Annotated in this window: 28 protein-coding genes; 11 read left to right on the top strand and 17 right to left on the bottom strand. The window is 71.4% G+C overall.

Translation table 11 applies throughout. The features are described from left to right. The 7 genes from V6M57_RS07945 to V6M57_RS07975 all read left to right on the top strand — a co-directional run. Nucleotides 1-486: S1 RNA-binding domain-containing protein (locus tag V6M57_RS07945; protein ID WP_332814446.1), on the top strand; the 486-nt coding region annotated here is incomplete at its 5' end. Between the two features lie 107 nt (nt 487-593). Then, entirely contained in the window at nt 594-896 is a 303-nt protein-coding gene (locus V6M57_RS07950; RefSeq protein ID WP_332814447.1) for an integration host factor subunit beta, read from the top strand. A 52-nt stretch (nt 897-948) separates the two neighbouring features. After that, nucleotides 949-1212, top strand: coding sequence for a LapA family protein (locus tag V6M57_RS07955; RefSeq protein WP_332814448.1), 264 nt, complete (start codon nt 949-951; stop codon nt 1210-1212). Further along, entirely contained in the window at nt 1202-2332 is a 1131-nt protein-coding gene (gene lapB, locus V6M57_RS07960) for a lipopolysaccharide assembly protein LapB (protein ID WP_332814449.1), read from the top strand. The genes V6M57_RS07955 and lapB overlap by 11 nt, the downstream gene beginning before the upstream one ends. A 1-nt stretch (nt 2333) precedes the next feature. Then, complete coding sequence (rfaE1, locus tag V6M57_RS07965; protein ID WP_332814450.1) at nt 2334-3266, top strand: D-glycero-beta-D-manno-heptose-7-phosphate kinase; 933 nt, start codon at nt 2334-2336, stop codon at nt 3264-3266. A 26-nt stretch (nt 3267-3292) separates the two neighbouring features. Continuing rightward, nucleotides 3293-4291: an ADP-glyceromanno-heptose 6-epimerase gene (gene rfaD / locus V6M57_RS07970; RefSeq protein ID WP_332814451.1), complete on the top strand. Its 999-nt coding sequence runs from the start codon at nt 3293-3295 to the stop codon at nt 4289-4291. A 64-nt stretch (nt 4292-4355) separates the two neighbouring features. Further along, nucleotides 4356-4661, top strand: a complete 306-nt coding sequence (locus V6M57_RS07975; RefSeq protein ID WP_332814452.1) for a ComEA family DNA-binding protein — start codon at nt 4356-4358, stop codon at nt 4659-4661. Here the strand turns inward: V6M57_RS07975 and V6M57_RS07980 are convergent. The 16 genes from V6M57_RS07980 to V6M57_RS08055 all read right to left on the bottom strand — a co-directional run bounded on the left by V6M57_RS07980 (nt 4651) and on the right by V6M57_RS08055 (nt 21773). Continuing rightward, nucleotides 4651-5700 (bottom strand): SDR family oxidoreductase, encoded by a 1050-nt coding sequence (locus V6M57_RS07980; RefSeq protein ID WP_332814453.1) that lies wholly within the window; start codon nt 5698-5700, stop codon nt 4651-4653. The two genes, V6M57_RS07975 and V6M57_RS07980, sit on opposite strands and share 11 nt — an antisense overlap. Beyond that, a complete protein-coding gene (locus V6M57_RS07985) occupies nt 5690-7072 on the bottom strand; it encodes an amidase (protein ID WP_332814454.1) in 1383 nt (460 codons plus the stop codon). Before V6M57_RS07985 ends, V6M57_RS07980 begins: the two co-directional genes overlap by 11 nt. Before the next feature lie 18 nt (nt 7073-7090). Next, nucleotides 7091-8392: a TRAP transporter large permease gene (locus V6M57_RS07990; RefSeq protein WP_442968798.1), complete on the bottom strand. Its 1302-nt coding sequence runs from the start codon at nt 8390-8392 to the stop codon at nt 7091-7093. Further along, the gene (locus V6M57_RS07995; RefSeq protein WP_332814456.1) at nt 8392-8895 is read right to left on the bottom strand and encodes a TRAP transporter small permease; all 504 of its coding nucleotides are present in this window, start codon (nt 8893-8895) and stop codon (nt 8392-8394) included. The genes V6M57_RS07990 and V6M57_RS07995 overlap by 1 nt, the downstream gene beginning before the upstream one ends. A gap of 4 nt (nt 8896-8899) precedes the next feature. After that, complete coding sequence (locus tag V6M57_RS08000) at nt 8900-9880, bottom strand: TRAP transporter substrate-binding protein (RefSeq protein ID WP_332814457.1); 981 nt, start codon at nt 9878-9880, stop codon at nt 8900-8902. 19 nt (nt 9881-9899) lie between these two features. Then, nucleotides 9900-10547: a hypothetical protein gene (locus V6M57_RS08005; protein ID WP_332814458.1), complete on the bottom strand. Its 648-nt coding sequence runs from the start codon at nt 10545-10547 to the stop codon at nt 9900-9902. Nucleotides 10548-10669: 122 nt separating this feature from the next. After that, on the bottom strand, nt 10670-11635 hold the full coding sequence (locus V6M57_RS08010; RefSeq protein WP_332814459.1) for a LysR family transcriptional regulator: 966 nt from the start codon (nt 11633-11635) through the stop codon (nt 10670-10672). A gap of 172 nt (nt 11636-11807) precedes the next feature. Then, nucleotides 11808-12044 (bottom strand): hypothetical protein, encoded by a 237-nt coding sequence (locus V6M57_RS08015; protein WP_332814460.1) that lies wholly within the window; start codon nt 12042-12044, stop codon nt 11808-11810. Between the two features lie 107 nt (nt 12045-12151). Then, nucleotides 12152-13222, bottom strand: coding sequence for an XdhC family protein (locus V6M57_RS08020; protein ID WP_332814461.1), 1071 nt, complete (start codon nt 13220-13222; stop codon nt 12152-12154). A 15-nt stretch (nt 13223-13237) separates the two neighbouring features. After that, a complete protein-coding gene (locus tag V6M57_RS08025; protein ID WP_332814462.1) occupies nt 13238-15370 on the bottom strand; it encodes a TonB-dependent receptor family protein in 2133 nt (710 codons plus the stop codon). Continuing rightward, nucleotides 15310-15867: a CoxG family protein gene (locus V6M57_RS08030; protein WP_332814463.1), complete on the bottom strand. Its 558-nt coding sequence runs from the start codon at nt 15865-15867 to the stop codon at nt 15310-15312. Before V6M57_RS08030 ends, V6M57_RS08025 begins: the two co-directional genes overlap by 61 nt. Before the next feature lie 20 nt (nt 15868-15887). Then, the gene (locus V6M57_RS08035; protein WP_332814464.1) at nt 15888-17063 is read right to left on the bottom strand and encodes a vWA domain-containing protein; all 1176 of its coding nucleotides are present in this window, start codon (nt 17061-17063) and stop codon (nt 15888-15890) included. A gap of 54 nt (nt 17064-17117) precedes the next feature. Next, the gene (locus tag V6M57_RS08040; RefSeq protein WP_332814465.1) at nt 17118-18008 is read right to left on the bottom strand and encodes an AAA family ATPase; all 891 of its coding nucleotides are present in this window, start codon (nt 18006-18008) and stop codon (nt 17118-17120) included. 2 nt (nt 18009-18010) lie between these two features. Continuing rightward, on the bottom strand, nt 18011-18802 hold the full coding sequence (locus V6M57_RS08045; protein ID WP_332814466.1) for an FAD binding domain-containing protein: 792 nt from the start codon (nt 18800-18802) through the stop codon (nt 18011-18013). Nucleotides 18803-18825: 23 nt separating this feature from the next. Next, nucleotides 18826-21198, bottom strand: a complete 2373-nt coding sequence (locus tag V6M57_RS08050) for a xanthine dehydrogenase family protein molybdopterin-binding subunit (protein ID WP_332814467.1) — start codon at nt 21196-21198, stop codon at nt 18826-18828. 104 nt (nt 21199-21302) lie between these two features. Beyond that, nucleotides 21303-21773, bottom strand: coding sequence for a (2Fe-2S)-binding protein (locus V6M57_RS08055; protein WP_332814468.1), 471 nt, complete (start codon nt 21771-21773; stop codon nt 21303-21305). Between the two features lie 154 nt (nt 21774-21927). Here V6M57_RS08055 and V6M57_RS08060 point away from each other — a divergent pair, with 154 nt between their 5' ends. Further along, nucleotides 21928-23034: a helix-turn-helix domain-containing protein gene (locus V6M57_RS08060; protein ID WP_332814469.1), complete on the top strand. Its 1107-nt coding sequence runs from the start codon at nt 21928-21930 to the stop codon at nt 23032-23034. 56 nt (nt 23035-23090) lie between these two features. On the opposite strand, the gene V6M57_RS08065 is transcribed toward V6M57_RS08060, so the two are convergent. Beyond that, on the bottom strand, nt 23091-23831 hold the full coding sequence (locus tag V6M57_RS08065) for a TOBE domain-containing protein (RefSeq protein ID WP_332814470.1): 741 nt from the start codon (nt 23829-23831) through the stop codon (nt 23091-23093). 64 nt (nt 23832-23895) lie between these two features. Between V6M57_RS08065 and modA the strand changes: the two genes are divergently transcribed. From modA to modC, 3 genes are read left to right on the top strand one after another with little or no spacing between them, the layout of a single operon-like run. Continuing rightward, nucleotides 23896-24648, top strand: coding sequence for a molybdate ABC transporter substrate-binding protein (gene modA / locus V6M57_RS08070; RefSeq protein ID WP_332814471.1), 753 nt, complete (start codon nt 23896-23898; stop codon nt 24646-24648). A 3-nt stretch (nt 24649-24651) separates the two neighbouring features. Beyond that, nucleotides 24652-25335: a molybdate ABC transporter permease subunit gene (modB, locus tag V6M57_RS08075; RefSeq protein WP_332814472.1), complete on the top strand. Its 684-nt coding sequence runs from the start codon at nt 24652-24654 to the stop codon at nt 25333-25335. Then, entirely contained in the window at nt 25332-26399 is a 1068-nt protein-coding gene (modC, locus tag V6M57_RS08080; protein ID WP_332814473.1) for a molybdenum ABC transporter ATP-binding protein, read from the top strand. The genes modB and modC overlap by 4 nt, the downstream gene beginning before the upstream one ends.

Here is a 26399-nt window from a genome sequence, read left to right on the forward strand (position 1 = left end):
TGGAACGAGCCGGGCGAGCAGGCCGTGCGCAACTACAAGAAGGGCCAGGAAGTCGACGCCATCGTGCTGGCCGTCGACGTCGACCGCGAGCGCATCAGCCTGGGCATCAAGCAGCTGGACGCCGACCCGTTCACCACCTTCGTGTCGGTGCACGACAAGGGTTCGGTGGTCTCGGGCAAGGTCAGGACCGTCGATGCCAAGGGCGCCGAGATCGACCTGGGCAACGAGATCACCGGCTACCTGCGTGCCTCCGAGATCAGCCGCGACCGCGTGGAAGACGCGCGCAACGTGCTCAAGGAAGGCGACGAGGTCAGCGCCGTGGTGGTCAACATCGACCGCAAGACGCGCAACATCCAGCTGTCGGTCAAGGCCAAGGACATGGCCGACGAGCAGGGTGCCATGGCCAGCCTGAACCAGCAGTCGATGCGCGAGACCGCGGGCACGACCAACCTGGGCGCGCTGCTGAAGGCGAAGCTGGACCGCTAAGGCGCGCTTCGCGCGCCTGCGCGGAGGGGCTGGGCTCTAGGGCCAGGGGCTAGGGGAAGTCACCCCGCTCCCCACCCTAGCCCCTAGCCCCCAGCCCCTGGCTCCTCATGACAAGATCAGACCTCGTCGAAGAACTGGCCGCCCGCTTCGGCCAGCTCACCCACCGCGACGCCGAGTACGCCGTCAAGGCCATCCTCGATGCGATGGGCGAGGCCCTGGTGCGCGGCCACCGCATCGAGATCCGCGGCTTCGGCAGCTTCTCGATCAACCGGCGGCCCCCGCGCCTGGGGCGCAACCCGCGCTCGGGCGAGAGCGTGCAGATACCGGAAAAGCGGGTGCCCCACTTCAAGCCGGGCAAGGCCCTGCGCGAGGCGGTGGACGAGCGCACGCGCCAGATGGAATCGGACTAGCGCCACGGGCCCGCGGGCCCTCCCCTAGAATTCGGCGACCCCAAGGAGCCGGATGAAGTACCTGACATGGCTGCTCAAGGCAGCCATTTTTTTCACCCTCTTCGCCTTCGCGCTGAACAACCAGCACGCGACCACCGTGCACTTCTTCTTCGGCACGGCCTGGAGCGGACCGCTGGTGCTGGTGGTACTGGCGGCCTTTGCCTGCGGGCTGGTGGTGGGAGCCGTGGGCATGGCGCCGCGCTGGTGGCGCCGGCGGTCCGCGGCACGCCGGACCGACACGCCGCCGACGTCGATCGGGGACACGCATGGACTTTGACCTGGCCTGGGTGCTGTGGGGCTTGCCGATCGCATTCGTGCTCGGCTGGATCGCCTCCCGCCTGGACCTGCGCCAGCTGCGCATCGAGAACCGGCAGGCCCCCAAGGCCTACTTCCGCGGCCTCAACTTCCTGCTCAACGAGCAGCAGGACCAGGCCATCGACGCCTTCATCGAGGCGGTGCGCAACGACCCCGACACCTCCGAACTGCACTTTGCCCTGGGCAACCTGTTCCGCCGCCGCGGCGAGTACGAGCGCGCCGTGCGCGTGCACGAGCACCTGCTCTCGCGCGGCGACCTCAGCCGCGCCGAACGCCAGCGCGCCCAGCACGCACTGGCGCTGGACTTCCTCAAGGCCGGCCTCCTCGACCGCGCCGAGGAGGCGCTGCGCAAGCTGGAGGGCACGGCCTTCGGGGAGCAGGCGCTGCTCGCCCTGCTGGCCATCTACGAGCGTTCGCGCGACTGGGCCCGGGCGGCCGAGATCGCGCGCCGGCTGGAGGCTTCCGGCCAGGGCACCTTCGACAGCCGGCGCGCCCACTACCTGTGCGAACAGGCGGCGCTGGCCGACGGCGAGCAGGCCGAGGCCCTGCTGCAGCAGGCGCGCCAGGCGGCGCCCGCCGCCCCCCGCCCGGCCATCGAGCTGGCGGCCCTGCAGCGAAAGGCGGGCGACGCCGCCGGCGCCTTCGGCACGCTGGCCCGGCTGGGCGAATCCTCACCCGCCAGCATCCCCCTGCTGGCCCGGCCGCTGGCCCAGTACGCGGCGGCCTGCGGCATGGAAGCCGAGGCGCTGGCCCTGCTCAAGCGCAGCTACGAGCTGTCGCACTCGCTCGACGTGCTGGATGCCATCGTTTCGCTGCAACCCGACGGGCATGCGCGGGAGTGGTACGCCCGCCACCTGGAGCGCGAGCCCTCGCTGGTGGCCGCGGCCAAGTGGCTGGCCGACGAAGGACTGGAGCATCCGGACTACCATGGCCGGGTGCAGCGCGCGCTGGAGCACGCGGCCAGGCCGCTCACCCGCTACCGCTGCGCCGCCTGCGGCTTCGAAGCCAAGCAGCATTTCTGGCAATGCCCGGGCTGCCAGGCCTGGGACAGCTACCCGCCCCGCAGGGTGGAAGAGCTCTGACATGCATCCGACCAAAGAACAACTCGCCCAAGCCCGCGTCCTCGTCGTGGGCGACCCCATGCTCGACCGCTACTGGCACGGCGCGGTCGACCGCATCTCGCCCGAGGCGCCGGTGCCCGTGGTGAAGGTCAGCCGCGAGGAAGAGCGCATCGGCGCGGCCGGGAACGTGGCCTACAACGTGGCCACGCTGGGCGCCAGGGCCAGCTTCCTGGGCGTGGTGGGCGACGACGAGCCCGGGCGGCGCCTGCAGGCCCTGCTGCAGTCCACCGGCATCGAGGCCCACCTGAAGCTCGACGCCGGGCTCAAGACCACCGTCAAGCTGCGTGTCATCGGCCGCCAGCAGCAGCTGCTGCGCATGGACTTCGAGAACGAGCCCGACCACGAGGCGCTGGCCCTGCAGACGGAGACCTTCGCGGCGCTCGCCCCGGCGCACGAGGCCATCCTGTTCTCCGACTACGGCAAGGGCGGCCTGGCGCACATCCCGCACATGATCGAACGCGGCCGGCAGCTGGGCAAGCCGGTGCTGGTGGACCCCAAGGGCGCCGACTACGCGCGCTACGCGGGCGCCACCGTGATCACGCCCAACCGCGCCGAGCTGCAGCAGGTGGTGGGCGGCTGGCACGACGATGCGCAGCTGCGCGAAAAGGCGCAGCGCCTGCGCGAGGCCTTGCGCCTGGACGCCCTGCTGGTCACGCTCGGCGAGGACGGCATGACCCTGTTCGATGCCGCCGGCGAGGTGCACGCGCCCGCGCAGGCGCGCGAAGTGTTCGACGTCACCGGCGCCGGCGACACCGTGATCGCCACCCTGGCGACGCTGGTGGCGGCCGGGTTGCCGCTGCGCCAGGCCATGCCCCTGGCCAACCGGGCGGCCGGCATCGTGGTCGGCAAGTTCGGGACGGCGACCGCCTCGTACGAAGAACTGTTCGGCGCCTGAGCGCGCCCCACTGCACCGGAGTCAGCATGCGCATCGTCGTCACCGGCGCCGCCGGGTTCATCGGCAGCAACCTCGTCAAGGGCCTGAACGCCCGCGGCATCGACAACATCATCGCGGTCGACGACCTGACGCAGGGCGACAAGTTCCGCAACCTGGCCGACCTGCGGATCGACGACTACCTCGACGTCGACGAGTTCTACGAAGCCTTCGCCGACGGCGCGTTCGGCAAGGTCGAGGCGGTCTTCCACGAGGGTGCCTGCAGCGACACCATGGAGCAGGACGGCAAGTACATGATGGACAACAACTACGGCTTGTCCTGCTCGCTGTTCGAATCGTGCCGCCAGCGCGGCACGCGCCTGCTGTACGCGTCCTCCGCGGCCGTCTACGGCGGCTCGGCCACCTTCCGCGAGACACCCGAGTTCGAGCTGCCCCTCAACGTGTACGGCTACTCCAAGCTGCTGTTCGACCAGCGCATGCGGCGCGAGTGCGGCGCCGATTTCCGGCGCACCCGCCGCCAGGTCGCGGGGTTCCGCTACTTCAACGTGTACGGCCCGCGCGAGCAGCACAAGGGCCGCATGGCCAGCGTGGCCTTCCACCAGTTCAACCAGTTCAGGGAGCAGGGCAAGGTGCGCCTGTTCGGCGAGTACGGCGGCTACGCGGCGGGCGAGCAGCGGCGCGACTTCGTCTTCGTCGACGACGTGGTGGCCGTCAAGCTGTGGTTCTTCGACCACCCGGAGAAATCCGGCATCTTCAACCTGGGCACCGGACGGGCGCAGCCGTTCAACGACGTGGCGCTGGCCGTGGTCAACGCGCTCCACCCCGGCGGCGCGCAGGATGCGCCCACCGCGGTGGACCTGGGCCTGCTGGAATACGTCCCCTTCCCGGACGCGCTGCGCGGCAAGTACCAGAGCTACACGCAGGCCGACCTGGCGGCGCTGCGCGAGGCCGGCTGCGAGCACGCGTTCGCCGACGTGCAGTCCGGGGTGGCGCAGTACATGGCGGCGCTGTCTCCCCAGCAGGGCTGAGAGCCGCGTCAACGGCCGGCCCACGCGATCGTTGAGGGGGCTCCAACAATCCGGAGGAGATCCCATGTTCAGGAAGATCCTGGCCGCCGCCGCCCTGCTGTCCGCCACGCTCGCCCTGGCGGCGGTGGACGTCAACAAGGCCACCGAGGCCGAACTCGACAGCGTCAAGGGCATAGGCCCGGGCACCAGCCGCACGATCCTGCAGGAGCGCCGGAAGGGCGCCTTCAGCGACTGGGACGACTTCATCTCCCGCGTCAAGGGGGTGGGCCCGGCGCGCGCCTCCAACCTGTCCGAAGCCGGCCTGACGGTGGGCGGCAAGCCCTTCAAGAGCAGCCCGCCCGCCGGCGAGTCGCGCCGCCTCAGGGAATGAAGCGCTGGCGCCGGAAGCTGTCGAAGATGCGGATGAACATCTCCTCCGAATCGACGAACTCCTGGAAGCCGAACTTCCGCGCCTTGGTGTTGTCCAGCATGATGTCCCAGGTCGGCGCGAAGGCGTAGTTCGCGAACGACCAGTTGGCCGCCTCGGCGAACGGGATCGGCAGCAGGCCATGCTCGCGCACGATCTCGTTCCACAGCTCCTCCTTGTCGGCCATCATGGCTTCCAGGTCGATCTGCTGCACCCCGCCGTCTTCCAGGCCGAAGTAGTCGGCCAGGCGCGGCCACAGGTACTGCCAGCGGAAGTGGTCGCCGTTGACCATGTTGAAGGCCTGGTTCGCGCAGGCCGGGGTGGTCGCCGCCCACAGCATGCCCTTGTTCAGCAGTTCGACGTCGCTCGCGCAGTGCACGGCACGGAACGCGGCCTCGGGGCCGGGGAAGCGCAGCGGCAGGCCGAGCTTGCGGCACAGCGTGGCGTAGACGGCCAGCGGCTTGGGCACGTTGATGTCGGAGCGCGCATAGCCGCAGACGATGTGCGGCCGCATCAGCGACCAGCTCCAGCGCTTGCCCTGGGCCAGTTGCTTCAGGAAGTCCTCCTGCGTGTAGTAGAAGTTGGGCGGGAAGTGGCGCGCGTCGCTTTCCTTCGCCGGTGTCTTGAAGGGTCCGAGGTGGCGGCCGTAGTACTTCGAGCCCTGCAGCAGGCAGACGTGCTGCAGCCCGGGCGTGGCCGCCCCGATGGCGGTCATCGCGTTGCGGAACAGGTCGGTGTCGCGCGCCGCCTTGTCCACCCAGCGGGTGCCGGTGGCGTGGCCGGTCCAGAAGATGTGGGTGGTGCGGGTCAGCCCGCCGAGCGAGCGCGCGCAGTCGGCCGGATCGCTCATGTCGCAGGCCAGGTGGTGCGCCCGGGTAGCGAAGTCCGGCGGCCGGCGCGAGACGATGGTGACGTCCCAGTCGCCCTCGCGTTCGAGCAGCTGGGCCATGTTGGCACCGACCATGCCGGTGCCCCCCAGGATGACGGCGACCTTACCTGCCATTCGGAGCGCCCTTTGACGTGCCAAGCGCCGCCTCGGCCGCCGCACCCAGCGCGAGCAGGCGGGCATCGTGGCCGCAGGGGGCGGCCAGCATCAGCCCTACCGGGGCATCGCCCGCACGGTGGCAGGGCAGGCTCAGCGCGCAGCCATCGAGGAAGTTGATGAAGGTGGGGTTGCGCAGCACCAGCAGGTTGGTGCTGCCGTACAGCGCATCGTCCTTCTCGAGCGGTGCGATGGGCGGCGCGACCACCGGCACCGTCGGCATCACCATGGCCTGCACCTGCGCGTCCGCCAGGCGTGCCTGGACGCCTGCGATCCAGCGCTTGCGCTCGGCCAGCAGTTCGATGTAGGCGGCTGCGGTCATGCTGGCGCCGCGGCGGATGCGCGAGACGACGCGCGGGTCGTAGCCCTCCCCCTGCTCCTCGACCAGCCGGGCGTGCCAGGCCCAGGATTCGGCGGCGGTGAAGCCGCCCAGGCGGTTGATGTGCGCGAGCTCGGCGAACTCGGGGATGGGGAGCTCCACGATGGAGGCGCCGGCGGCGGCCAGCGTGCGGCAGGCGGCGTCGAAGGCCGCCGCGACCGTGGCGTCCATCCCGTCCGTCACCAGGGTCGCCGGCAGGGCCAGCCGTGCGCCCGCCAGCGGTAGCGGCCGCAGCGGGCGCACCGGCTCGCCGGCCAGCACCGCATCCAGCAGCGCGCAGCAGGCGACCGTGCGCGCCAGCGGCCCCACCGAATCGAGCGAGGCCGACAACGGCGCCACGCCGTCCAGGGAGACGCGGCGGGCGGTCGGCTTGAAGCCCGTGAGCCCGCAGAAGGCGGAAGGGATGCGCACCGAGCCGCCGGTGTCGCTGCCGATCGCGGCAGCGGCCATGCCGTCGGTGACCGACACCGCGGCGCCCGAGGAGGAGCCGCCGGGGATGCGGCCGGTGGCCCGGTCCCACGGATTGCGAGGGGTGCCGTAATGCGGGTTCAGCCCGAGTCCCGAGTAGGCGAATTCGGTCATGTTGGTGCGGCCCACGATCACGGCGCCGGCGGCGCGCAGGCGCTGCACCGCGATGCTGTCGCTCGCGGCGGGCGCGGCTTCCTCCAGCACCCGCGAGCCGCAGCGCGTCACCTGCCCGGCCTCGTCGAACAGGTCCTTGATGGAGATCGGGATGCCCGCCAGCGGCGGCAGCGGCACGCCGCCGGCGCGCAGGCGGTCGGCGGCATCGGCACTCGCGCGCGCCGCTTCGGCATGCACGGCAACGAAGGTGGCGCGTGCCTCGCCGCCCGACGTGGCGGCTGCCAGCGCGTGCTCGGCCAGCGCGCGGCTGGTGGTGCGGCCGGCAGCCAGTTCGGCCTGCCAGCGGGCCAGCGAATGGGGGGCCAGGGCCATGGGAGGTCTCGCTCGGGTTCAGCGCGCCGTCATGGCGCGCGGCAGGCTCAGCACGATGTCGGGGAAGAAGGTGACCAGCGCGGTGGCCACCACCATCAGCAGGAAGAAGGGCAGGCTCGCCTTGGCCACGGTGAAGATGTCGCGGCCGGTCAGGCTCTGCACGACGAACAGGTTGAAGCCGACCGGCGGCGTGATCTGCGCCATCTCCACCACCAGCACGATGAAGATGCCGAACCACAGCAGGTCGATGCCGGCGGCCTGCACGGCCGGCAGGATCACCGAGGTGGTCAGCAGCACGATCGAGATACCGTCCAGGAAGCAGCCCAGCACGATGAAGAACACCGTCAGCGCCACGATGAGCGCCCAGGCCGGCAGCTTCTCGGCGGCAATCCACTTCGCCAGCTCGGCCGGCAGGCCGGTGAAGCTCATCGCCGAGGTCAGGAAGGCCGCGCCCAGCAGGATCAGGAAGATCATCGTCGAGGTGCGCACGCCGCCCAGCAGGCTCTCCAGCAGCGTGGCGCGGGTCAGCGACCCGGACAGGGCGGCGATCAGCAGCGCGCCCACCACGCCGATCGCGGCCGCCTCGGTGGCCGTGGCATAGCCGCCGTAGATGGAGCCGATCACGCCCAGGATCAGCAGCACCACGGGCGTCAGCCGCCAGGTGGCGCGCAGCTTCTGGGCGAGCGGCATCTTCAGCGTGGCGCGCGGCACTGCGCCGCGGTTCACCAGCGACCACAGCATCACGTAGCCGGAGAACAGGGCCATCAGCAGCAGCCCCGGCAGCACGCCGGCGATGAACAGGCGCGCCACCGAGACCTGGGCGGCCACGCCGTAGACGATCATGATGATCGAGGGCGGGATCAGCAGGCCCAGCGTACCGGAGCCGGCCAGCGAGCCGATCGAGATGCTCTCGGGATAGCCGCGCGACTTCAGCTCGGGCAGCGAGATGCGGCCGATGGTGGCCGCCGTCGCCGCCGACGAGCCGCTCACCGCCGCGAAGATGCCGCAGCCCAGCACGTTGGCGTGCAGCAGGCGCCCGGGCAGCCGCTCCACCCAGGGCGCGAGGCCCGCGAACATGTCGTCCGACAGCCGCGTGCGGAACAGGATCTCGCCCATCCAGATGAACAGGGGCAGCGCCGTCATCGTCCAGCTAGCGCTGGACGACCAGGCCGTGGTGGCCAGGATGGAGCCGGCCGGCGCATCCGCGAACCACATGCCCAGCAGGCCCACGGCCAGCAGCGCCGGGCCGATCCACACGCCCGTCGCCAGCAGCAGCAGCAGGGCCCCGAGCAGCAGGGTCGCAATCCATTGCAGTTCCATCATTCGCTCAATTCAGCGGCGTCGGACAACTCGAAGCGCTGCCGGCGCAGCACGCACACCAGCCGCTCGGCGAAGGCGACGGCCAGCAGGAGCGACCCGAACACCATCGGCAGCTGCGGCAACCACATCGGCACCGGCACCAGGCCCTGCGACACCTCGTTGAATCGGTAGCTCTCCAGCACGAAGGCGGTGCAGTACCAGGCGAGGTAGGCTGCGATGGCCAGGCCGGCGGCGGAGGCCGCGACCTCCATCGCATGCTGCGCCGCCGGCGCGAGAAAGCGCGTGCCGACCTGCACGCGGATGTGCGAGCCGGCGTGCAGCGCATAAGGCAGGCCGAAGAATCCCGCGGCGGCCATCGCCCAGGCCGCGAATTCCTCGGCATCGCGCAGGGTGCTGCCCAGGTTGCGGGCCACCACCTGCGCGAGGATGAGGCCGCAGATCAGCACCAGCGAGGCCGCCGACAGCAGCCCCGAGGCGCGGTAGAGCCAGTGCAGCCCCCGCATGGCGTCAGCGACGCGCCTTGTCGAGCACCGCCTTGCCGTCGGAGCCGGCCTTCTTGAGCCACTCGTCGGCCATGGTGGCGCCGATCTTCTCGAGTTCCGTCTCGATCGCCGCCGGCGCCTTGCCGACCACCATGCCGTTCTTGGCCAGGGTCTGGGTCAGCGCGCTGGTCTGCTGGCGCGCTTCGTCCCAGCCGCGCTTCTCGGCGGCCGCCGCCGCATCCAGCACGGCCTTCTGGGCGGCCGGCGACAGGCGGTTGAACGCACGGGCGTTGACCATCGTCACGTTCTTCGGAATGAAGGCCTGCACGTCGTAGTAGTACTTGGAGAAATCCCAGGCCTGCGAATCGACGCCGGTGGCCGGCGAGGTGATCATCGCCTCGATCAGGCCGGTGCCGAAAGCCTGCGGCACGTCACCGGAATTCACGGTGGTCGGCGACGCGCCCATCAGTTCGACCAGGCGCGAGGTGGCCGCGTTGTAGGCGCGGAACTTCAGGCCCTTGAAATCGGCCATGGCCTTGACCGGCATCTTGGTGTAGATGCCCTGCGGCGGCCACGGCACGCTGTACAGCAGCTTGATGCCCTGCTTGGCCAGGCGCTGCTCGATGGCGGGGCGGCTGGCCTGCCACAGCTTCCAGGCGCTGTCGAAGTCACGCGCCAGCAGCGGCACGGCGTCGACCTCGTACATCGGATCCTCGTTGCCCAGCACCGAGATCAGCACGTCGCCGACCGGCACCTGGCCGGTCTGCACGGCGCGCTTGAGTTCGGCGCGCTTGAACAGCACGGAGTTGGAGTGGACCTTGATCTCCAGCTCGCCCTTGGTGGCCTTGGCCACGTCCTCGGCGAAGCTCTTGGCCACGGCGGTGATGTAGTTGCCGTCGGGCTGCTCGGCGGACATGTTCCACTTCTCCGCCGCGTGCGCCGCGGGAAGGCCCAGGCACGCGACCGCGGCCCAGGTGGAAAGAAGGAAGCGTCGGTTCAGTTTCATGCGTCTCTCCGGAAGAAAATCAGGCAGCCAGTCGCCACAGCAACTGGAACGTGTACACCTCGCCGGCGGCGGCGCCCACCGAACTCGCCAGTGCCTGTGCCTGCGCGTGCGCGGCCTCGGGCCGGGAGGCCTCCAGCATCGCGAACGCGTCGGCCGGCGCCGGGCTGGCGTTGGCGGTGAGCGGCGTCGACAGCTTGACGTCGGTGCGCAGCAGCGCCGCGCGCACGACGTGGTCCTGCTGCGTCGCCGCCGCGAGGTTCTGCTCCAGCCGCGCCAGCGCACCGGCATCGGCCACGACGGCGGCCGGCACCACGAAGGCGGCCAGGCAGCCGCCCTCGCCCTCGCCCGCCTCGAGGCTCAGTTCGCCCACGCGCCGCTGCGTGCCGCGCATGCGCTTGAAGTTGTCCAGCGACCACTGGGTCTGGTTGCCGAAGGCCCGGGCATAGGGCTCGGAGCCGAACACGTCCAGGCTGTCGGTGAAGTACAGCGCCAGGTAGGGCCGCGGGCAGTCGCCGATGGCGCGGAAGCGGCGCGCGCTCTGGAAACCCGGGATCGCCACCCGTTCCTGCATGTGCTCGCGGTCGTACCAGCGGTTGAAATCGAGTTCGTGGGCCGGGTCGATGTCGGTCCAGATGCAAAGCAGGCCCCTGGCCCGGTCGCGCGTCATGATGGATTGATCCGTGGGGAGTGACGATTGGGCGCCAGTATCCGGAACCGCGCCCGCCCCGTCCAACAAAGAAAACCCGCGAGCTCCCATCAAAAAAAATTGACGGAGCTCGAAACCAAGGGTTAACCCGAGGCCGGGGGCAGTGACCAGCGGTCCGCGCCGGCGTCCGCGCTGGGCAGCAGCGCCACATGGGCCGGCAGGTCGCGCGCGAAGTCCTGCGCGGTCTGCTGCGCCTCGGTGGCGATCTGCTGGACCAGGGGCGTCTCGGGGCCGCAGCGGTAGGAGCACACCAGCGGCATGTCGGGCATCTGCGTGTCGATCTTGAGCAACTGCACGTCGCCGTCGGCCAGTTCGCGCTGGATGATCGCCGGCGGCAGCATCGCCAGCCCGAAGCCGTCGACCACCAGGCGGACCATGGCGGCCACCGAGGTCATGCAGTTGATGCGCACGCCCGAGCCGACCCGCTCGTCGAAGAGGCGCTCGAGGAAGCGGTGCGGCCCGGAATGGCGCGAGAAACTGAGCACCGGGAAGCTGGCGACGTCCGCCAGCGTCAACAGCTCGCCGTGCAGGCGCAGCGAACTGGCGCCCACCCAGCACAGGGGGAAGTCGCACAGCGGGATGTTCTGCACGTCGGCGCCGAGCACGTTGTCGGTGTGCAGGATCAGGTCGAGATGGCCCTTGCTGAACTGCTCGATCAGCTTGATGGTGGTGTCGCCGGACAACTCCACCTCCAGCTGCGGATAGCTGCGGTGGATGCGCGTCATCAGCTCCGGGAACCAGGAGTGGATGATGGACTCGATCACGCCGATGCGGATCACGCCGGTGTAGAGCGCCCGGTCCTTCAGGCTGCCCAGCATCTCGTGCATGGTGCGCACCAGGCGGTCGGCGAACACCAGCGCCTTGCTGCCCTCCAGCGTGAGGGTGACCTCGCGGTCGCCGCGCTCGAACAGCCGCACGCCCAGCTCCTGCTCCAGCGTCGAGATGCGGCTGGACACGGCCGCCTGCGTGGTGTGGAGCTTTTCCGCCGTGAGGCGGAAATTGCGCAGCTTGGCGAGCCAGACGAAGGTCTCCATGAAGCGCATGTTCATGCAGCGATGGTACCGGGTCCGCCCCGGCGGACTCGTCGCGGCAACCCGGCGCGGCGCGCCGATCATTTCGCTCGTCGACCTGCACTGCGCACAGGGGCACGGTCACGGCAAAAAAAAAGCAAGCCGGGCGCTCGCCCGGCCTGTCTGCGTCGCGGGGCTGCGCGCCCCGGCCTCAGATGCCCAGGATCTTCTTGGCCTCGCCCAGCGCCGCCTCCGATTCGGCGTGCTTGCCTTCCTTGTGGAACTTCTCGCCGTCGGCGCGCAGCTTGGCGACCTTGTCGGCGTCCGCCTTGGACAGCTGCGGCTTGGTCTGCAGCTTGGCGTCGACCTCCTTCATGAGGTTGGGGCAGTTGCTGGCCCAGGCGGCTCCGGCGAGCGACAGGCCGAGGATCAGGATGAGTTTGCGCATGGTGGCTCCTGGGAGGTTTGGGAGAGCCGCAAGCTACTGCGCATCGCGCCCGGGTCGGCTGCTGGCAAACCCGTAGCCGCAACAACTTGCAGCGGCCGTTGCCATGCTCATCGGGCCATGCGCCCCGGCACGCACACCAGTTCGCCGGGGTCGTTGGCCTTCACCGCCAGCTGGTTCTTGGCCTGCGCCACGTCCATGTCGCGCGGCAGGGGCACGCCGTTCTTCACGGCCAGGATCTCGGCCATCACGCTGACGGCGATCTCGGGCGGCGTCTTGCTGCCGATGTAGATGCCGATCGGCCCGCGCAGGCGCGCCAGCGAGGCCTCGGTCTGGCCGAAGTGCTCGATCATGCGCTCGCGCCGCGAGTCGTTGTTGCGCCGGCTGCCGATCGCGCCGACGTAGAACGCATCCGTGTCCAGCGCCTCCAGCAAGGCCAGGTCGTCCAGCTTGGGGTCGTGCGTCAGCGCCACCACGCAGCTGCGCCGGTCGGGCCGGAAGGCCTGCACCACGTCGTCGGGCATGTCCTTGACCAGCGTGGCGCCCGGCACGTCGAAGCCGCTGCGGTATTCCTCGCGCGGGTCGCACACCGTCACCGCGAAGCCGCTGAACAGGGCCATGGTCGCGAGGTACTCGGTGAGCTGGCCGGCGCCGATCAGTAGCATCCGGTACTCGGGGCCGAAGGTGTTGGCCATGCGCTCCTCGTCGACGCCCAGGTCCGACGGCGTGTCGGCCGGCTCCAGCGCGACGGCGCCATCGGCCAGGCGCACGGTGCGGCGCATGAGCTGGCCGGCTTCGAGCGCGCGCACCAGCTGGTCGAGGCTGTCCGGCTCGGGGTCGAACTCCAGCAGCAGTTCCAGCGTGCCGCCGCAAGGCAGGCCGAAGCGGTGCGCCTCGTCCGCGGTGACGCCGTACTTCACGAACGAGGGAGGCCCGCTGGGGATGGTCCGCGCCGCGCCACCCACCGCGTCGGGCTGGGTGAACCGGTAGATCAGGTCGTCCTCGATGCAGCCGCCGGACACCGAGCCGACCACCACGCCGTCCTGGCCGAGCGCCATGATGGAGCCCACCGGCCGCGGCGAGGAGCCCCAGGTGCGCACCACGGTCGCGAGCAGCGCCCGCCGCCCTGCCCGGCGCCAGTCGCGCAGCGTGCGCAGCACCATCACGTCGAGGTTTTCCATGCAGCCTCCTTCGCGTCAGAACCGGTAGGACCCGCTCGCGCCGAGCAGCCAGGTGCGGCCCGGCGCCGGCTCGAAGAACCGGCCGTTGCCTTCGTTGACGATCACCGAGCCAGCGTAGGCCTTGTCCGCGACATTGTCGATCCGGATGAATTCCCGGAAGGTCCAGCGGCCAACGGCCTGTTCCAGCGACACCCGCAGGTTGGCCGTGGCCGCCCCGGCCGCGGCATCGCCGTTGGCGTCGTCCACGGGAATCCGCCCCACGCGGCGCCACTCCAGCGCGGCCTGCAGACCCCAGGGGCGATGCGCCCAGGCGAGCTCACCGAACAGTTGCGTGCGCGGCACACCCGGCAGGCGGTTGCCGGCGAAGGGGCCGCTGCGGTAGCTCGCATCGATCGCGGTGGCCGCCAGGTGGATCGACCACCCGGGATCCCAGCGGGCATCGGCCGCGAGTTCCAGGCCCTGGCGACGCGTGGAGCCTGCATTGCGGAACACGCTGCGCCCGCCGGTGTTGCTCGCCACCACGATCTCGTTGCGGGTGCGCGCTTCGAACAGGGCGCCGTTCAGTTGCCATGCCCGGCCGAGCCTGGCCTTGGCGCCCAGCTCCCACTGCCGGCTGGTCGCTTCCTGCAGGCCGAAGTTCAGCCCGGGCAGGCCACCGGGCCGGTACGACAGTTCGGCGAGCGTCGGCGTTTCGAAGCCGCGGCCGGCCGCCGCGTACAGGTTGACCGATTCGTTCAGGTGGTACACCGCGCCGGCGGCCGGCGTGACGGCGGAGAAGCTCACGCGGCCGCTGTCGTCCGGGTTGCCGGGCGCGATGAAGCGGTCGCGCGAGCGCATGCGAACCGTGGAATGGCGCACCCCGGCCGACAGGCTCCAGCGCCGCGAGGCCGCCCATTCGGCCTGCAGGTACTGGTCGAAGTTGCGCGCCAGGTTGTCCTCGTCCCGGCGCAGCGCGCCGCGCCCGCCGAGCAGGGGCCCGGCGAAATTCTCGAAGCCACGCCGGTCTTCGCGGACCTGGTCCACGGCGAGGCCGGCGGTCACCGCGGCCGGCATTCCGCTCCAGCGCACCTTGCGCGTCCAGCGCACATCGAGGCCCTGGTAGGTGCGCGCCAGGTCGATGACGCCGCCGGCATGCGTCGGCGGCGCCTGCACGGCCACCGGGATCGACAGGAACTGCAGCGTGTCGCGCCGGCCGCGGTAGAGGGTCAGCTTCAGGTCGTCGCCTGCGTCGACCCGATGGTCCACGACCAGGCCGAGCTGCTGCTGGCGCACGCTCTTGCGCGTATCGAACAGCGTGGCGGCCGCGACCGCCTGTCGCGGATCGGCCTCGAACGCGGCACGCGCGAGCCCGAGCGGATCCTGCACGTGCGGCATGTCCACGCCATTGCCCACCACGGTCAGGCGGGTTGCGTCGGACAGGCGCCAGCCCAGCTTGCCGTTGAGGGTCGTGCGCCGTGCGGCACTGTGGTCGCGCCAGCCGTCGGTGCGAAAGCGCAGGGCGCTGAGGTGGTACTGCAGCCGGCCGCTCTCGCCCGACAGCCGCGTGCTGTGGCGCTGCACGCCGTCGCTGCCCCACGCCGTGGCTGCGTGGGCCACGGTTTCGGGGCCGCCCGCCTCGGTGAACAGGCTGATCACGCCTCCCGAGGAATTGCCGTACAGCGCGGAGAACGGCCCGCGCAGCACTTCCAGCCGCCCGGCCGACGACAGGTCGAAGTGCGACACCTGCCCCTGCCCGTCCGGCGCGGTCGCGGGGATGCCGTCGACGTACAGCCGGATGCCGCGCACGCCGAAGGTGGAGCGGGCGCCGAAGCCGCGCAGCGAGATCTGCAGGTCCTGCGCGTGGTTCTGCCGGTTCAGCGCGACCACGCCGGGCACGCGCGCCAGCGACTCCGACAGGTCGACCTGCAGCTGGCCCTCGCGCAGCACCGCGCCGTCGATCACGGTGATGGAAGCCGGCGCATCGAACGCCGGCTGCTCGACGCCGGGGTTGACGAGGACCGTCAGGGGGGCCAGGCTGCGGCCGCCCTGTTCCGCATCAGGTGCCTGCGCGACGCCTTGGCCCGGCGCGGCCAGCGCTGCCGCCCCGCTCAGCGCAGCAGCCAGAAGGCGGCCGCGGCGACCGCGGCAGCGATCACGATCCAGAGCCATGGGGCGATTGTGGGTCGCGCCGGCGCAGCCGTGGGGGCCACGGCTGCGGGCGCGTACCGCTGCTGCATCTGCGCATCGAAGCGCTTGAAGAAGTCTTCGGCCATGGACCGCGCCACCCCGTCGATGAGTCGCTGGCCGACCTGCGCGATGCGGCCGCCGACCTGCGCCTGCACCGCGTAGGCCAGTTGGCAGCCGCCCTCGGCCGGCGACAGCTCGACCTTGGCCGTCCCCTTGCCGAACCCGGCGGCGCCGCCCTGCCCGTCGAAGGCGAGCGTGTAGCGCTGGGGCGGCTGGACGTCGGACAGCGTGATGCGGCCGGCGAACTTCGCGGACACCGGCCCCACCTTCACCGCCAGGCCGACATTGAAGCGGTCGTCGGCCACCCGCTCGACCTTCTCGCAGCCCGGGATGCAGGCCTTGAGCACCTCCGGGTCGTTCAGCCCTTCCCAGGCCTGCTGCTGCGTGGCCGCGATCGTGCGGCTGCCCTGCATTTCCATGGCTTGTCGCCTTCCTCGTTCTAGGTTTTCATCACGCCGGCGATGGCCCCGGCCAGGTCCTCGAGCCGGGCGAGGTTGTGCACGGCCAGCATGCCATGGGCCTTGCGGTGCAGCACCGCGGCGCCGCGCGCCAGCGGCTGGTAGCCGTCGAAGCGCAGCAGCGGGTTGAGCCAGAGCAGCCGCCGGCTGTGCAGGCGCAGCCAGTCCAGTTCGCGCGCCAGCGCCTCGGGTTCGCCGGTGTCCAGGCCATCGCTGATCAGCAGCACCAGCGTGCGGCCGCCCACCAGGCGCCGGCGGTGCCGCAGCCGCAGCGCAGCCAGCGATTCGCCCAGCCGCGTGCCGCCGCCGTAGTCGTCGATGGCGGCGCCGGCGGCCGCCAGCATGTGGTCGGTGTCGGCGAGCCGGAACGCCGGGCCCAGGTCGCTCAGGTGGGTGCCGAAGGCGAACACGTCGCGGCGCAAGCCGCGCGTGGCGGCATGCAGGAACGCCAGCAACAGCCGCGCGTAGCGTTCCATCGAGCCCGAGACGTCCACCAGCACCAGCAGCGGCAGGGGCGCGGTGCGGCGGCGGCGCTGCAGCAGGCGCACCAGTTCGCCGCCGCTGCGGCCGGCCTCGCTCAGCGTGCGTGCCCAGTGCGGGCGGCGGCCGCGGCCGCCGGTGCGCGTGCGGCGCGTGCGCACTTCGGGGATGGCCAGCGCGATCTCGCGCGCGAGCCGCTCGACCAGCCGGTACTCGGCCGCGCCCAGCGCGTTGAAGTCGGCGTGCCGCAGGCGGTCCTGCTCGCTGGCGGTCATGGCGGCGTCGAGCTCCACGTCCTGGTCCTTGCGCGGCCGGCCGGCACCGGAGGATGGACGTGGCGGCGACAGCGCCTCGCGCACGCGCGGCCGGCGCGGCGGTTCGGCCGTGCCGGGCGAGCGCGGCAGCATCTGCGCCAGCAGCTTGGCGGCCACATCGGGGTCGCGGAAGAAGGCTTCGAACAGCTCGGCGAAGACGGCGCGGTCCTGCTCGCGGCCGACCAGCGTGGCTTCCAGCGCGGCGGCAAGGTCGGCCTTGCGGCCCACGCCGACCAGCGATGCGGCCTGGCCGGCGAGCGCGATGCGCGAACTGTCCACCGGCACGCCGGCTCGCCGCAAGGCGCGGCCGAACGCCGCGATGTTGGCGGCCAGCTTGCCGCTGCGGGCGTCACCCAGTTGCATGTCGCGCAGGAGATGGATCCCGGCTTGCGCCGGGATGACAGGCAAGTGCAGGCATCAAGCCGCCTCCGGCTTCAGCAGGGCCGCCGCCATGTCGCTGGTCAGCGCCGCCACGTCCTCGCGCTGCTTGAACAGGATGCCGGCCGTGTCGGTGACCACTTCGGGATCCAGCTCCAGCGTGTCCAGTGCCACCAGGGCGCGCGCCCACTCCACGCTTTCGGCAATGCCGGGCGAGCGCTGGAACGCGTCGGCGAACGGCTGGCTGCGCAGGCGCGCGACGAAGCCGGCGACCTGCCGGGCCAGCGCCTCGCCCAGCCCCGGCACCTGCGCCTGCACGATCGCCAGTTCGCGCTCGCGGTCGGGGTAGTCCAGCCAGTGGTACAGGCAGCGGCGCTTGACCGCGTCGTGCAGCTCGCGCGTGCGGTTGCTGGTGAGGATGGTCACCGGCGGCGCGGCGGCGCGCACCACGCCCAGCTCCGGGATGCTGACCTGGTACTCGCCCAGGTACTCCAGCAGGAAGGCCTCGAAGGGCTCGTCGGCGCGGTCGACCTCGTCGATCAGCAGCAACGCGCCCGGCGCCGGCGCCTGCAGCGCCTGCAGCAGCGGACGGCGGATCAGGTAGCGCGGCTGGTAGACCTCGCGCTCGACTTCCTCGGCCGATTCGGTGCCTTCCACGGCGCGCATGTGCAGCAGCTGCGCCGCGTAGTTCCACTCGTACAGCGCGTCGCGGTGCTCCAGCCCGTCGTAGCACTGCAGGCGCAGCAGCTCGCGCCCCAGCGCCTGCGCCAGGGCCTTGGCCAGCTCGGTCTTGCCCACGCCCGGCTCGCCCTCCAGCAGCAGCGGGCGCTGCAGCCGAAGGGCCAGGAAGGCGGCGGTCGCCAGGCGCCGGTCGGCGAAGTAGCCGGCGGCGCGCAGCGCCCGCTGCAGTTCGTCGATGCTGTCCGGCACCGTCAGGCGAGCGCCCGTGCCACCGCGCGCTGCGCCATCACGCCGATCAGGTTGGCGCGATAGGCCGCCGATGCATGCAGGTCGCTGGACAGGCCCTCGGCCGAGATCGTCACTTCGGCCGCCGCCTGCGGCGTGAAATTGCGGGTCAGCGCCTGCTCCAGCTCCTGGTGCCGGAACACGCCGTTGCCGCCGCCGGTGACGGCCACGCGCACCTGGCTGGACCCCTGCGCGACGAACACGCCGACCAGCGCGAAGCGCGAGGCCGGCTGGCGGAACTTCATGTAGGCCGCCTTGCGCGGGATCGGGAAGCGCACCGCCGTGATCAACTCGCCGTCCTCCAGCGCCGTGCCGAACAGGCCGGTGAAGAACTCGTCGGCCGGGATCTCGCGGTGCGTGGTCTTGACGGTCGCGCCCAGCCCCAGCACCGCCGCCGGATAGCAGGCCGCGGGGTCGTTGTTGGCCAGCGAGCCGCCGATCGTGCCGAGGTTGCGCACCTGCCGGTCGCCGATGCCGCCGGCCAGTTCCGCCAGCGCCGGAATCGCCGACTTCACTTCCTCGCTGGCCGCCACCTCGGCATGCCGCGTCATGGCGCCGACCACCAGCTGGCTGCCCTCGCGGCGGATGCCGGACAGCTCCCGGATGCCGCCCAGGTCGATCAGGTTCTCCGGGTTGGCCAGCCGCAGCTTCATGGAAGCGAGCAGCGTCTGGCCGCCGGCCAGCGGTTTGGCCCCGGCAGCGGCCAGCTTGGCGGCAGCCGCCAGGGTGGCGGGGCGTTCGAAGGTGAATGCGTACATGGCTTTCTCCTCTTGTCCGTGCGTCAGGCGCTGGCCTGGTGGATGGCCTGCCACACGCGGGCGGGCGACGCGGGCATGTCCAGGTCCTTGACGCCGAGGTCGCGCACCGCGTCGAGCACCGCATTGATCACCGCCGGCGGCGACCCGATCGCGCCGGCCTCGCCGCAGCCCTTGGTTCCCAGCGGGTTGTGGGTGCAGGGCGTGCAGATCGTGTCGAGCCGGAACTCGGGGATGTCGACCGCTCGCGGCAATGCATAGTCCATCAGGCTGCCCGTGAGCAGCTGGCCGCTCTCGCGGTCGTACACGCAGTTCTCCAGCATGGCCTGGCCGATGCCCTGCGCCAGGCCGCCGTGCACCTGCCCTTCCACGATCATCGGGTTGATGATGGTGCCGAAGTCGTCGACCGCGGTGAAGCGGTCGATGCGCGCGACGCCGGTGGCCGGGTCCACTTCCACCTCGCAGATGTAGGTGCCCGCCGGGAAGGTGAAGTTGGCCGGGTCGTAGAACGCGGTCTCGTTCAGGCCGGGCTCGAGCTTGTCGAGCGGATAGTTGTGCGGCACGTAGGCGGTCAGCGCCACCTGGCCGAACGGGATCTTCTTGTCGGTGCCCTTGACCAGGAACTCGCCATTGCTGAACTCGATGTCGGCGTCGCTGGCCTCCATCAGGTGCGCGGCGATCTTCTTGGCCTTGGCCTCGATCTTGTCCAGCGCCTTCATGATGGCCGCGCCGCCGACGCTGATCGAGCGCGAGCCGTAGGTGCCCATGCCGAAGGGGATGCGGCCGGTGTCGCCGTGCACCACGTCGACGTTCTCGACCGGAATGCCCAGCCGCGCGGCCACCACCTGGGCGAAGGTGGTCTCGTGCCCCTGCCCGTGGCTGTGCGCGCCGGTGAACACCGTCACGCTGCCGGTGGGGTGCACGCGGATCTCGCCGCACTCGAACAGCCCGGCCCGGGCGCCCAGCGCGCCGGCGATGTTGGACGGCGCGATGCCGCAGGCCTCGATGTAGCTGCTGTAGCCGATGCCGCGCTTGAGGCCCTTGGCCTCGCTGGCCTGGCGGCGCGCGGCGAAGCCGTCGACCTCGGCCAGCTGGTTGGCCTTGTCCATGGCGGCCGGGTAGTCGCCGGTGTCGTACTGCAGCGCAACGGGGGTCTGGTAGGGGAACTGGGTGACGAAGTTGCGCCTGCGGATCTCGTCCTGGCCCAGGCCCATCTCCCAGGCGCAGCGGCTGACCAGGCGCTCCAGCAGGTAGGTGGCCTCCGGCCGGCCGGCACCCCGGTAGGCGTCGACCGGCGCGGTGTTGGTGAACCAGGCATCCACTTCCACGTGGATCTGCGGCGTGGTGTACTGGCCCGCCAGCAGGGTGGCGTACAGGATGGTGGGCACCGCCGTCGAGAAGGTCGACAGGTAGGCGCCCAGGTTGGCGTCGGTGTGCACGCGCAGCGCCAGGAACTTGCCGTCCTTGTCCATTGCCATCTCGGCATGCGTGACGTGGTCGCGGCCGTGCGCGTCGGTCAGGAACGATTCGCTGCGTTCGGCGGTCCACTTGATCGCGCAGTTGAGCTGCTTCGCGGCCCAGGTCAGCGCCACGTCCTCGGCGTACAGGAAGATCTTGGAGCCGAAGCCGCCGCCCACGTCCGGCGCGATGACGCGCACCTTGTGCTCGGGCAGCCCGAGCACGAAGGCGGTCATCAGCAGGCGCTCCACGTGCGGGTTCTGGTTGGCCACGTACAGGGTGTACTCGTCGGTGGCCCGGTTGTACGAGCCGATGGCCGAGCGCGGCTCGATCGCGTTGGGGATCAGCCGGTTGTTGACCAGGTCGATCGTCGTGACGTGCGCGGCACCGGCGAAGGCGGCGTCCACCTGGGCCTTGTCGCCGATGGCCCACCGGTAGCAGTGGTTGTCGGGCGCCGCATCGTGCAGCGCGGTGGCGGTGCGCGCATCGCGCACGTCGGTGCAGGCGGGCAGCACGTCGTAGTCGACCGCCACGGCTTCGGCCGCGTCCCTGGCCTGCTGCAGCGTGTCGGCCACCACCATCGCGATGGCGTCGCCGACGTAGCGCACCTTGCCCTGGGCCAGCACCGGATGCGGCGGCTCCTTCATCGGCTGGCCGTCGGTGCCGGTGATCAGCCAGCCGCAGGGCAGGCCGTTGACCTTGCCTTCCAGGTCGGCGCCGGTGAACACGGCGCGCACGCCGGCCATGGCCCTGGCCTGCGAGGTGTCGACGGAGTTGAGCTTCGCGTGCGCATGCGGCGAGCGCACGAACACGGCGCAGCGCTGGTTGGCCAGCTGGATGTCGTCGGTGTACTGCCCCGCCCCGGTGAGGAAGCGCACGTCCTCCTTGCGGCGGACGGACTCGCCGATGTGCGGCAGGTTGGCGAAATCGGATGCACCCATGGAACTCTCCTATGACGAATGACGGATGACCTCGCCTGCGGCGTCGATGACAGCGCGTTGCGCCATGACTTCATTCGTCATCGAGCGCAGCGAGGTCATGGTCGCTAGGCGACCGCCGTGGCGGCCATGCCCTGCTTCACGGCCTTGACGATGTTCTGGTAGCCGGTGCAGCGGCAGATGTTGCCGTCCAGCTGCTCGCGGATCTGCTGGTCGGTGGCGTTGGGGTTCTGGCGGCACAGGTCGAGCGCGCTCATCACCATGCCGGGCGTGCAGAAGCCGCACTGCAGGCCGTGGCACTCCTTGAATGCGGCCTGCATCGGGTGCAGCGTGCCGTCGGGCCGGGCCAGGCCCTCGATGGTGGTGATGTCGGCGCCTTCCTGCTGCACCGCCAGCGTATTGCACGACTTGATCGCGCGGCCGTTCACGATCACCGTGCAGGCGCCGCACTGCGCCGTGTCGCAGCCCACGTGGGTGCCGGTCAGGCGCAGGTGCTCGCGCAGCGCGGTGACCAGCAGGGTGTTGGGGGGAACGTCGATGCGTTCGGCGCGGCCATTGACCGTGAATTGAACCTGCATGCGGGTCTCCTTGTTCATCGGGGTAGCGAGCCATTCTTGGATGGCGCCGGCACCCCCTCCCTAGGCGAAACCCTAGTTCGCCGGACCCTTCATCCGAAATTCTCAAAATGGAACAATGGCCGCTCCGCCGCGCGCGCACCCCCCGGAACTCCCGATGAGCGCCACCGTCCACGGCCCCGCCGAACGCCGCCTGCTGCAGATCGAGCAGGCGCGCCGCGCCGTGCTGATGGAAGGCAGCTCGGCCACGGATGTGCTGGTCGGCGCCTGGTTCGAGCGAAGCTGGATCGAACGCTCGTGGCGCCGCTGCCTCGACCATGGACACCGGCCCGAGCAGCCGGTGGCCTTCGACCTGGTGCCGGCGCAGGCAGCCCATCGGGCCGTCGATGCCAGCCACCCGCTGCTGGCGGCCGCCCGGCCCGTGCTCGAACGGCTGGCGCGTGCGATCGCCCACAGCCGCTATTTCGCCATCCTCACCGATGCGCAGGGCGTGGTGATCGGCGTGGACGGGCCGATCGACCGCAGCGACCCGCGCGCGCACCTGATCACGCGCATCGGCGTGGACCTGTCCGAGCGCGCGGTGGGCACCACCGCGATCGGGGCCGCGCTGGGCGAACTGCAGCCGGTGTGGCTGCACCGGGGCGAGCACTTCTTCCGGGACACCAGCGTGTACAGCTGCGCCGGCGCGCCGGTGTTCGACGCCGACGGTGCCTGCGCGGGCATGCTGGACCTGACCGGCGTCGAGGCGCCCGAACGGCCCGAGCTCAAGCACCTCGCCGCCCAGTCGGCCCGTAGCATCGAGAACGCGCTGGTGCTGGCACGCCCGCACGCGCTGCTCCTGCGGCTGAACTGGCCGGGGCGATCCTTCGACGAACAGGATGGCTTGCTGTGCCTGGACCGCGACGGCCGGGTGGCCAGTGCCAACCCGTCGGCGCGCGAGATGCTGGGCCGGCCGGCCATCGGGGCCACCCACTGCAGCGAGCTGTTCGCCACCGCCTGGGAGTCGCTGTTCGATGCCGCCGGCGGACCGGCGATGGAAGTGCCCCTGTGGTCGGGGCTGACGCTGCAGGTGCTGTCGCAGTTGCCCGGCCAGGCCATGGAGCCGCGGCCAGCCGCGCCCGACCAGCGGCTGCCGCTGAAGGACCTGGAAGCCGAGCTGATCCACAAGGCCGTGCGCGACGCGCGCGGTAACGTGATGGCGGCGGCGAAGATGCTGGGCATCAGCCGGGCGACGGTCTACCGCAAGCTCGGCAAGCGCGGCTGAGCCCTGCCGGGTGATCCTCGGGCCCGCCGCCGCAATGGCGAACGGGATTCCGAAAACTACGCGAGCGCGATCACCACGGCCGAGGGATCGACCCGCGCGAAGGCGGCATGGCCGGCTCGCAGCCCACTGCCGGCGGCGGCGAAGCCGACCAGTTGCAGGCCGCCCTCCAGGGCGAGTGCCACTTCGCCGCCCTGGATCCGCGGTGCGCGGGTCACCGCGCCGGCCAGCACGTTGTCGCCCCAGTGCGAAGGCCGCGCGGCGCACACCTGCACCGCGGTGGCCTTGCACAGGGCCACGACCTCCTGCTGCCGGGCCAGGCCCAGCAGCTGGGCGCTTTCGCGCGTGATGCGCGAACGCAGCATGGCGCCGGCCAGTTCCAGTTCCACTGCCATGGCGCCGGCCTGCAGGCGCAGGCGGTGGATGCGACAGGGCAAGTGGTTGCGCATGCTGGTGCGCAGGCCCAGCGTACCGAGCGCGGGTGCGCCCGCGCGCAGCTTGTGCAGCACGGCATCGCGGGCCCGGGCCACTTCGCCGGCCGCCCGCAGCACCTGTTCGCCGGCGCGCGTGAGGCGGGCGCCACCGCCGCCCGCGCCACCGACCACGCGCTCGACCAGCGCCGTGCCGGCCAGGTTGCTGAGCGTGTCCAGCGCCTGCCAGGCGGCCTTGTAGCTGACGCCGGCATCGCGCGCGGCCTGCGAGATGGAACCGACGGCCGCGACGCGCCGCAGGATCTCCACGCGCTTGTCCACCGAGGCCTGGCCGAGGGCGCCGGCGAGCTGGAGATTCTTGCGGGGCATGGGCCCGATTGTGCCGTGGACCCTATACTTTCGCTATTCCGGTTTTGAATAGCGAGCCGCCGCCATGCCACGCATCATCGCCGCCACCCTCCTGGCCATGCTGGCCATCTTCAGCCTGCCGGCGCGCGCCGCCTCCGTGCAGGTCGCCGTCGCCGCCAACATGACGGCGCCCATGCAGAAGATCGCCGCCGGCTTCGCGGCGGCCACCGGCCACCGGACCGTCGTGTCGCTGGGGTCCACGGGCAAGTTCTACGCCCAGATCCGCAACGGCGCGCCGTTCGAGGTGCTGCTGGCGGCCGACGACGAAACGCCCGCCAGGCTGGAGCGGGAGGGGTTCGGCGTGCGCGGCAGCCGCTTCACCTACGCCACGGGACGGCTGGCGCTGTGGAGCGCCGATGCGGGCGCCCTGGACGCGCAGGCCGACGTGCTGCGCCAGCCGCCCACCGGCAAGATGGCCATCGCCGATCCGCGCGTCGCCCCCTACGGCGCCGCCGCTTTGCAGGTGCTGACGAAGATGGGCGTGCTCACCGACTGGCAGTCCCACCTGGTGCAGGGCGAGAACATCGGGCAGGCCTATCAGTTCGTCGCCAGCGGCAACGCGCGGCTGGGTTTCGTGGCGCTGTCGCAGGTGACGACCGAGGGCCGCATCGCGCGCGGTTCGGCCTGGCTCGTGCCGCAAGACCTGCACACGCCACTGAAGCAGGACGCCCTGCTGCTCCCACGAGGGGAGTCCAACCCCGCGGCCCGCGCGCTGCTGGACTACCTGCGCAGCGACGCCGCGCGCGCCGTGCTGCGCGGCTACGGCTACGGCTTCTGACCGATGCCCTTCGCGGCCGAGGACCTGCAGGCGATCCGGCTGACGCTGGAACTGGCCGCGGCCACCACGCTGGCCCTGCTCGTGATCGCCGCACCTCTGGCCTGGTGGCTGGCCCGCACGCGCTCGCGCTGGCGCGGCCCGGTGTCCGCGGTGGTGGCGCTGCCGCTGGTGCTGCCGCCGACGGTGCTGGGCTTCTACCTGCTGGTCTCGCTGGGCCCGCAGGGCTGGGGCGGCCAGCTCACCCAGGCGCTGGGCCTGGGCCTGCTGCCCTTCACCTTCGGCGGGCTGCTGGTCGGATCCATGGTGTATTCGCTGCCGTTCGCGGTGCAGCCGCTGCAGCACGCCTTCGAGGCGGTCGGCCGGCGCCCGCTGGAGGCGGCCGCGACCTTGCGCGCCGGACCCTGGGACGCCTTCTTCCACGTGGTGCTGCCGCTGTCGCGCGGCGGCATCGTGCAGGCCGCAGTGCTGACCTTCGCGCACACCGTCGGCGAATTCGGCGTGGTGCTGATGATCGGCGGCAACATCCCCGGGCAGACCCGCGTGGTGTCCACCCAGATCTACGGCCACGTGGAGGCGCTGCAGTACACGCAGGCGCACGCGCTGTCGGCCGCCATGCTGGGGTTCGCCTTCGCGGTGCTGCTGGCGCTGGCCCTGCTGAACCGCCGCAGCACGCGGGTGCTCGGATGAACCCGCCGCTGGAGATCCGCGCCCGGCTCACGCGCGGCGGCTTCGCGCTCGACGTCGACCTGCGCCTGCCGGCCTCCGGCATCACGGCGGTCTTCGGCGCCTCCGGCTCGGGCAAGACCACGCTGCTGCGCTGCGTCGCGGGGCTGGAGCGGGCCGAACCGGCGCGCATCGCGATCGCGGGCGAAGTCTGGCAGGACTCGGCCTCCTTCGTGCCCACGCACCGGCGCGCCCTGGGCTACGTGTTCCAGGAAGCCAGCCTGTTCGACCACCTCGACGTGCGCGGCAACCTCGCCTTCGCGCGCCGGCGCAGCGGCGACGGCGCCAGCCTGCAGCCGCTGCTGGAGCTGCTCGGCATCGCCGGCCTGCTGGACCGCCGGCCCTGGCAGCTGTCCGGCGGCGAGCGCCAGCGTGTCGCGATAGCGCGCGCGCTCGCCACCCGGCCGCGCATCCTGCTGCTGGACGAACCGCTGGCCGCGCTCGACCTGTCGCGCCGGCGCGAGATCCTGCCCTGGCTGGAGCGCCTGCGCGACGAGCTGCGCATCCCCATGCTGTACGTCACCCACTCCGGCGACGAGGTGGCGCGGCTGGCCGACCACCTGGTGCTGCTGGAAGCCGGCACGGTGCGCGCCAGCGGACCGCTCGCCGAGGTGCTGTCGCGCATCGACCTGCCGGCCATTCCGGCCGAGGAGCGCGGCGCCCTGCTGCGCGCCACCATCGGCGAGCGCGACGCGCGATGGCACCTGGCCCAGGCGCGCTTCGCCGGGGGGGCCTTGTGGGTGCAGGACCCCGGGCTGGCGCCCGGCGCTGCCGTGCGCGTGCGCGTGCTGGCACGCGACGTCAGCCTGGCGCTGCAGCCGCCGGAACGCAGCAGCATCCAGAACGTGCTGCCCTGCACGGTGCGGGCGATCGTGCCCGGCGCGCACCCGTCCCAGGCGCTGGTGCAGCTGGCGTGCAGCGAGTCGCTGCTGCTGGCGCGCATCACCGCGCGGGCGGTGGACCAGCTCGGGCTGGCGCCGGGCACGGCCGTGTGGGCGCAGGTGAAGTCGGCGGCGCTGGTGGCTTGA

This window comes from Ramlibacter sp., from assembly GCF_036676645.1.
Taxonomy (GTDB): Bacteria; Pseudomonadota; Gammaproteobacteria; order Burkholderiales; family Burkholderiaceae_C; genus Ramlibacter.

Bases quoted from the DNA above. Each gene is read 5' to 3' on its own strand.
- V6M57_RS07950 (WP_332814447.1), top strand. From the start codon at position 594: ATGACAAGATCAGACCTCGTCGAAGAACTGGCCGCCCGCTTCGGCCAG.
- V6M57_RS07955 (WP_332814448.1), top strand. From the start codon at position 949: ATGAAGTACCTGACATGGCTGCTCAAGGCAGCCATTTTTTTCACCCTC.
- lapB (WP_332814449.1), top strand. From the start codon at position 1,202: ATGGACTTTGACCTGGCCTGGGTGCTGTGGGGCTTGCCGATCGCATTC.
- rfaE1 (WP_332814450.1), top strand. From the start codon at position 2,334: ATGCATCCGACCAAAGAACAACTCGCCCAAGCCCGCGTCCTCGTCGTG.
- rfaD (WP_332814451.1), top strand. From the start codon at position 3,293: ATGCGCATCGTCGTCACCGGCGCCGCCGGGTTCATCGGCAGCAACCTC.
- V6M57_RS07975 (WP_332814452.1), top strand. From the start codon at position 4,356: ATGTTCAGGAAGATCCTGGCCGCCGCCGCCCTGCTGTCCGCCACGCTC.
- V6M57_RS07980 (WP_332814453.1), bottom strand. From the start codon at position 5,700: ATGGCAGGTAAGGTCGCCGTCATCCTGGGGGGCACCGGCATGGTCGGT.
- V6M57_RS07985 (WP_332814454.1), bottom strand. From the start codon at position 7,072: ATGGCCCTGGCCCCCCATTCGCTGGCCCGCTGGCAGGCCGAACTGGCT.
- V6M57_RS07990 (WP_442968798.1), bottom strand. From the start codon at position 8,392: ATGGAACTGCAATGGATTGCGACCCTGCTGCTCGGGGCCCTGCTGCTG.
- V6M57_RS07995 (WP_332814456.1), bottom strand. From the start codon at position 8,895: ATGCGGGGGCTGCACTGGCTCTACCGCGCCTCGGGGCTGCTGTCGGCG.
- V6M57_RS08000 (WP_332814457.1), bottom strand. From the start codon at position 9,880: ATGAAACTGAACCGACGCTTCCTTCTTTCCACCTGGGCCGCGGTCGCG.
- V6M57_RS08005 (WP_332814458.1), bottom strand. From the start codon at position 10,547: ATGACGCGCGACCGGGCCAGGGGCCTGCTTTGCATCTGGACCGACATC.
- V6M57_RS08010 (WP_332814459.1), bottom strand. From the start codon at position 11,635: ATGAACATGCGCTTCATGGAGACCTTCGTCTGGCTCGCCAAGCTGCGC.
- V6M57_RS08015 (WP_332814460.1), bottom strand. From the start codon at position 12,044: ATGCGCAAACTCATCCTGATCCTCGGCCTGTCGCTCGCCGGAGCCGCC.
- V6M57_RS08020 (WP_332814461.1), bottom strand. From the start codon at position 13,222: ATGGAAAACCTCGACGTGATGGTGCTGCGCACGCTGCGCGACTGGCGC.
- V6M57_RS08025 (WP_332814462.1), bottom strand. From the start codon at position 15,370: ATGGCTCTGGATCGTGATCGCTGCCGCGGTCGCCGCGGCCGCCTTCTG.
- V6M57_RS08030 (WP_332814463.1), bottom strand. From the start codon at position 15,867: ATGGAAATGCAGGGCAGCCGCACGATCGCGGCCACGCAGCAGCAGGCC.
- V6M57_RS08035 (WP_332814464.1), bottom strand. From the start codon at position 17,063: ATGCAACTGGGTGACGCCCGCAGCGGCAAGCTGGCCGCCAACATCGCG.
- V6M57_RS08045 (WP_332814466.1), bottom strand. From the start codon at position 18,802: ATGTACGCATTCACCTTCGAACGCCCCGCCACCCTGGCGGCTGCCGCC.
- V6M57_RS08050 (WP_332814467.1), bottom strand. From the start codon at position 21,198: ATGGGTGCATCCGATTTCGCCAACCTGCCGCACATCGGCGAGTCCGTC.
- V6M57_RS08055 (WP_332814468.1), bottom strand. From the start codon at position 21,773: ATGCAGGTTCAATTCACGGTCAATGGCCGCGCCGAACGCATCGACGTT.
- V6M57_RS08060 (WP_332814469.1), top strand. From the start codon at position 21,928: ATGAGCGCCACCGTCCACGGCCCCGCCGAACGCCGCCTGCTGCAGATC.
- V6M57_RS08065 (WP_332814470.1), bottom strand. From the start codon at position 23,831: ATGCCCCGCAAGAATCTCCAGCTCGCCGGCGCCCTCGGCCAGGCCTCG.
- modA (WP_332814471.1), top strand. From the start codon at position 23,896: ATGCCACGCATCATCGCCGCCACCCTCCTGGCCATGCTGGCCATCTTC.
- modB (WP_332814472.1), top strand. From the start codon at position 24,652: ATGCCCTTCGCGGCCGAGGACCTGCAGGCGATCCGGCTGACGCTGGAA.
- modC (WP_332814473.1), top strand. From the start codon at position 25,332: ATGAACCCGCCGCTGGAGATCCGCGCCCGGCTCACGCGCGGCGGCTTC.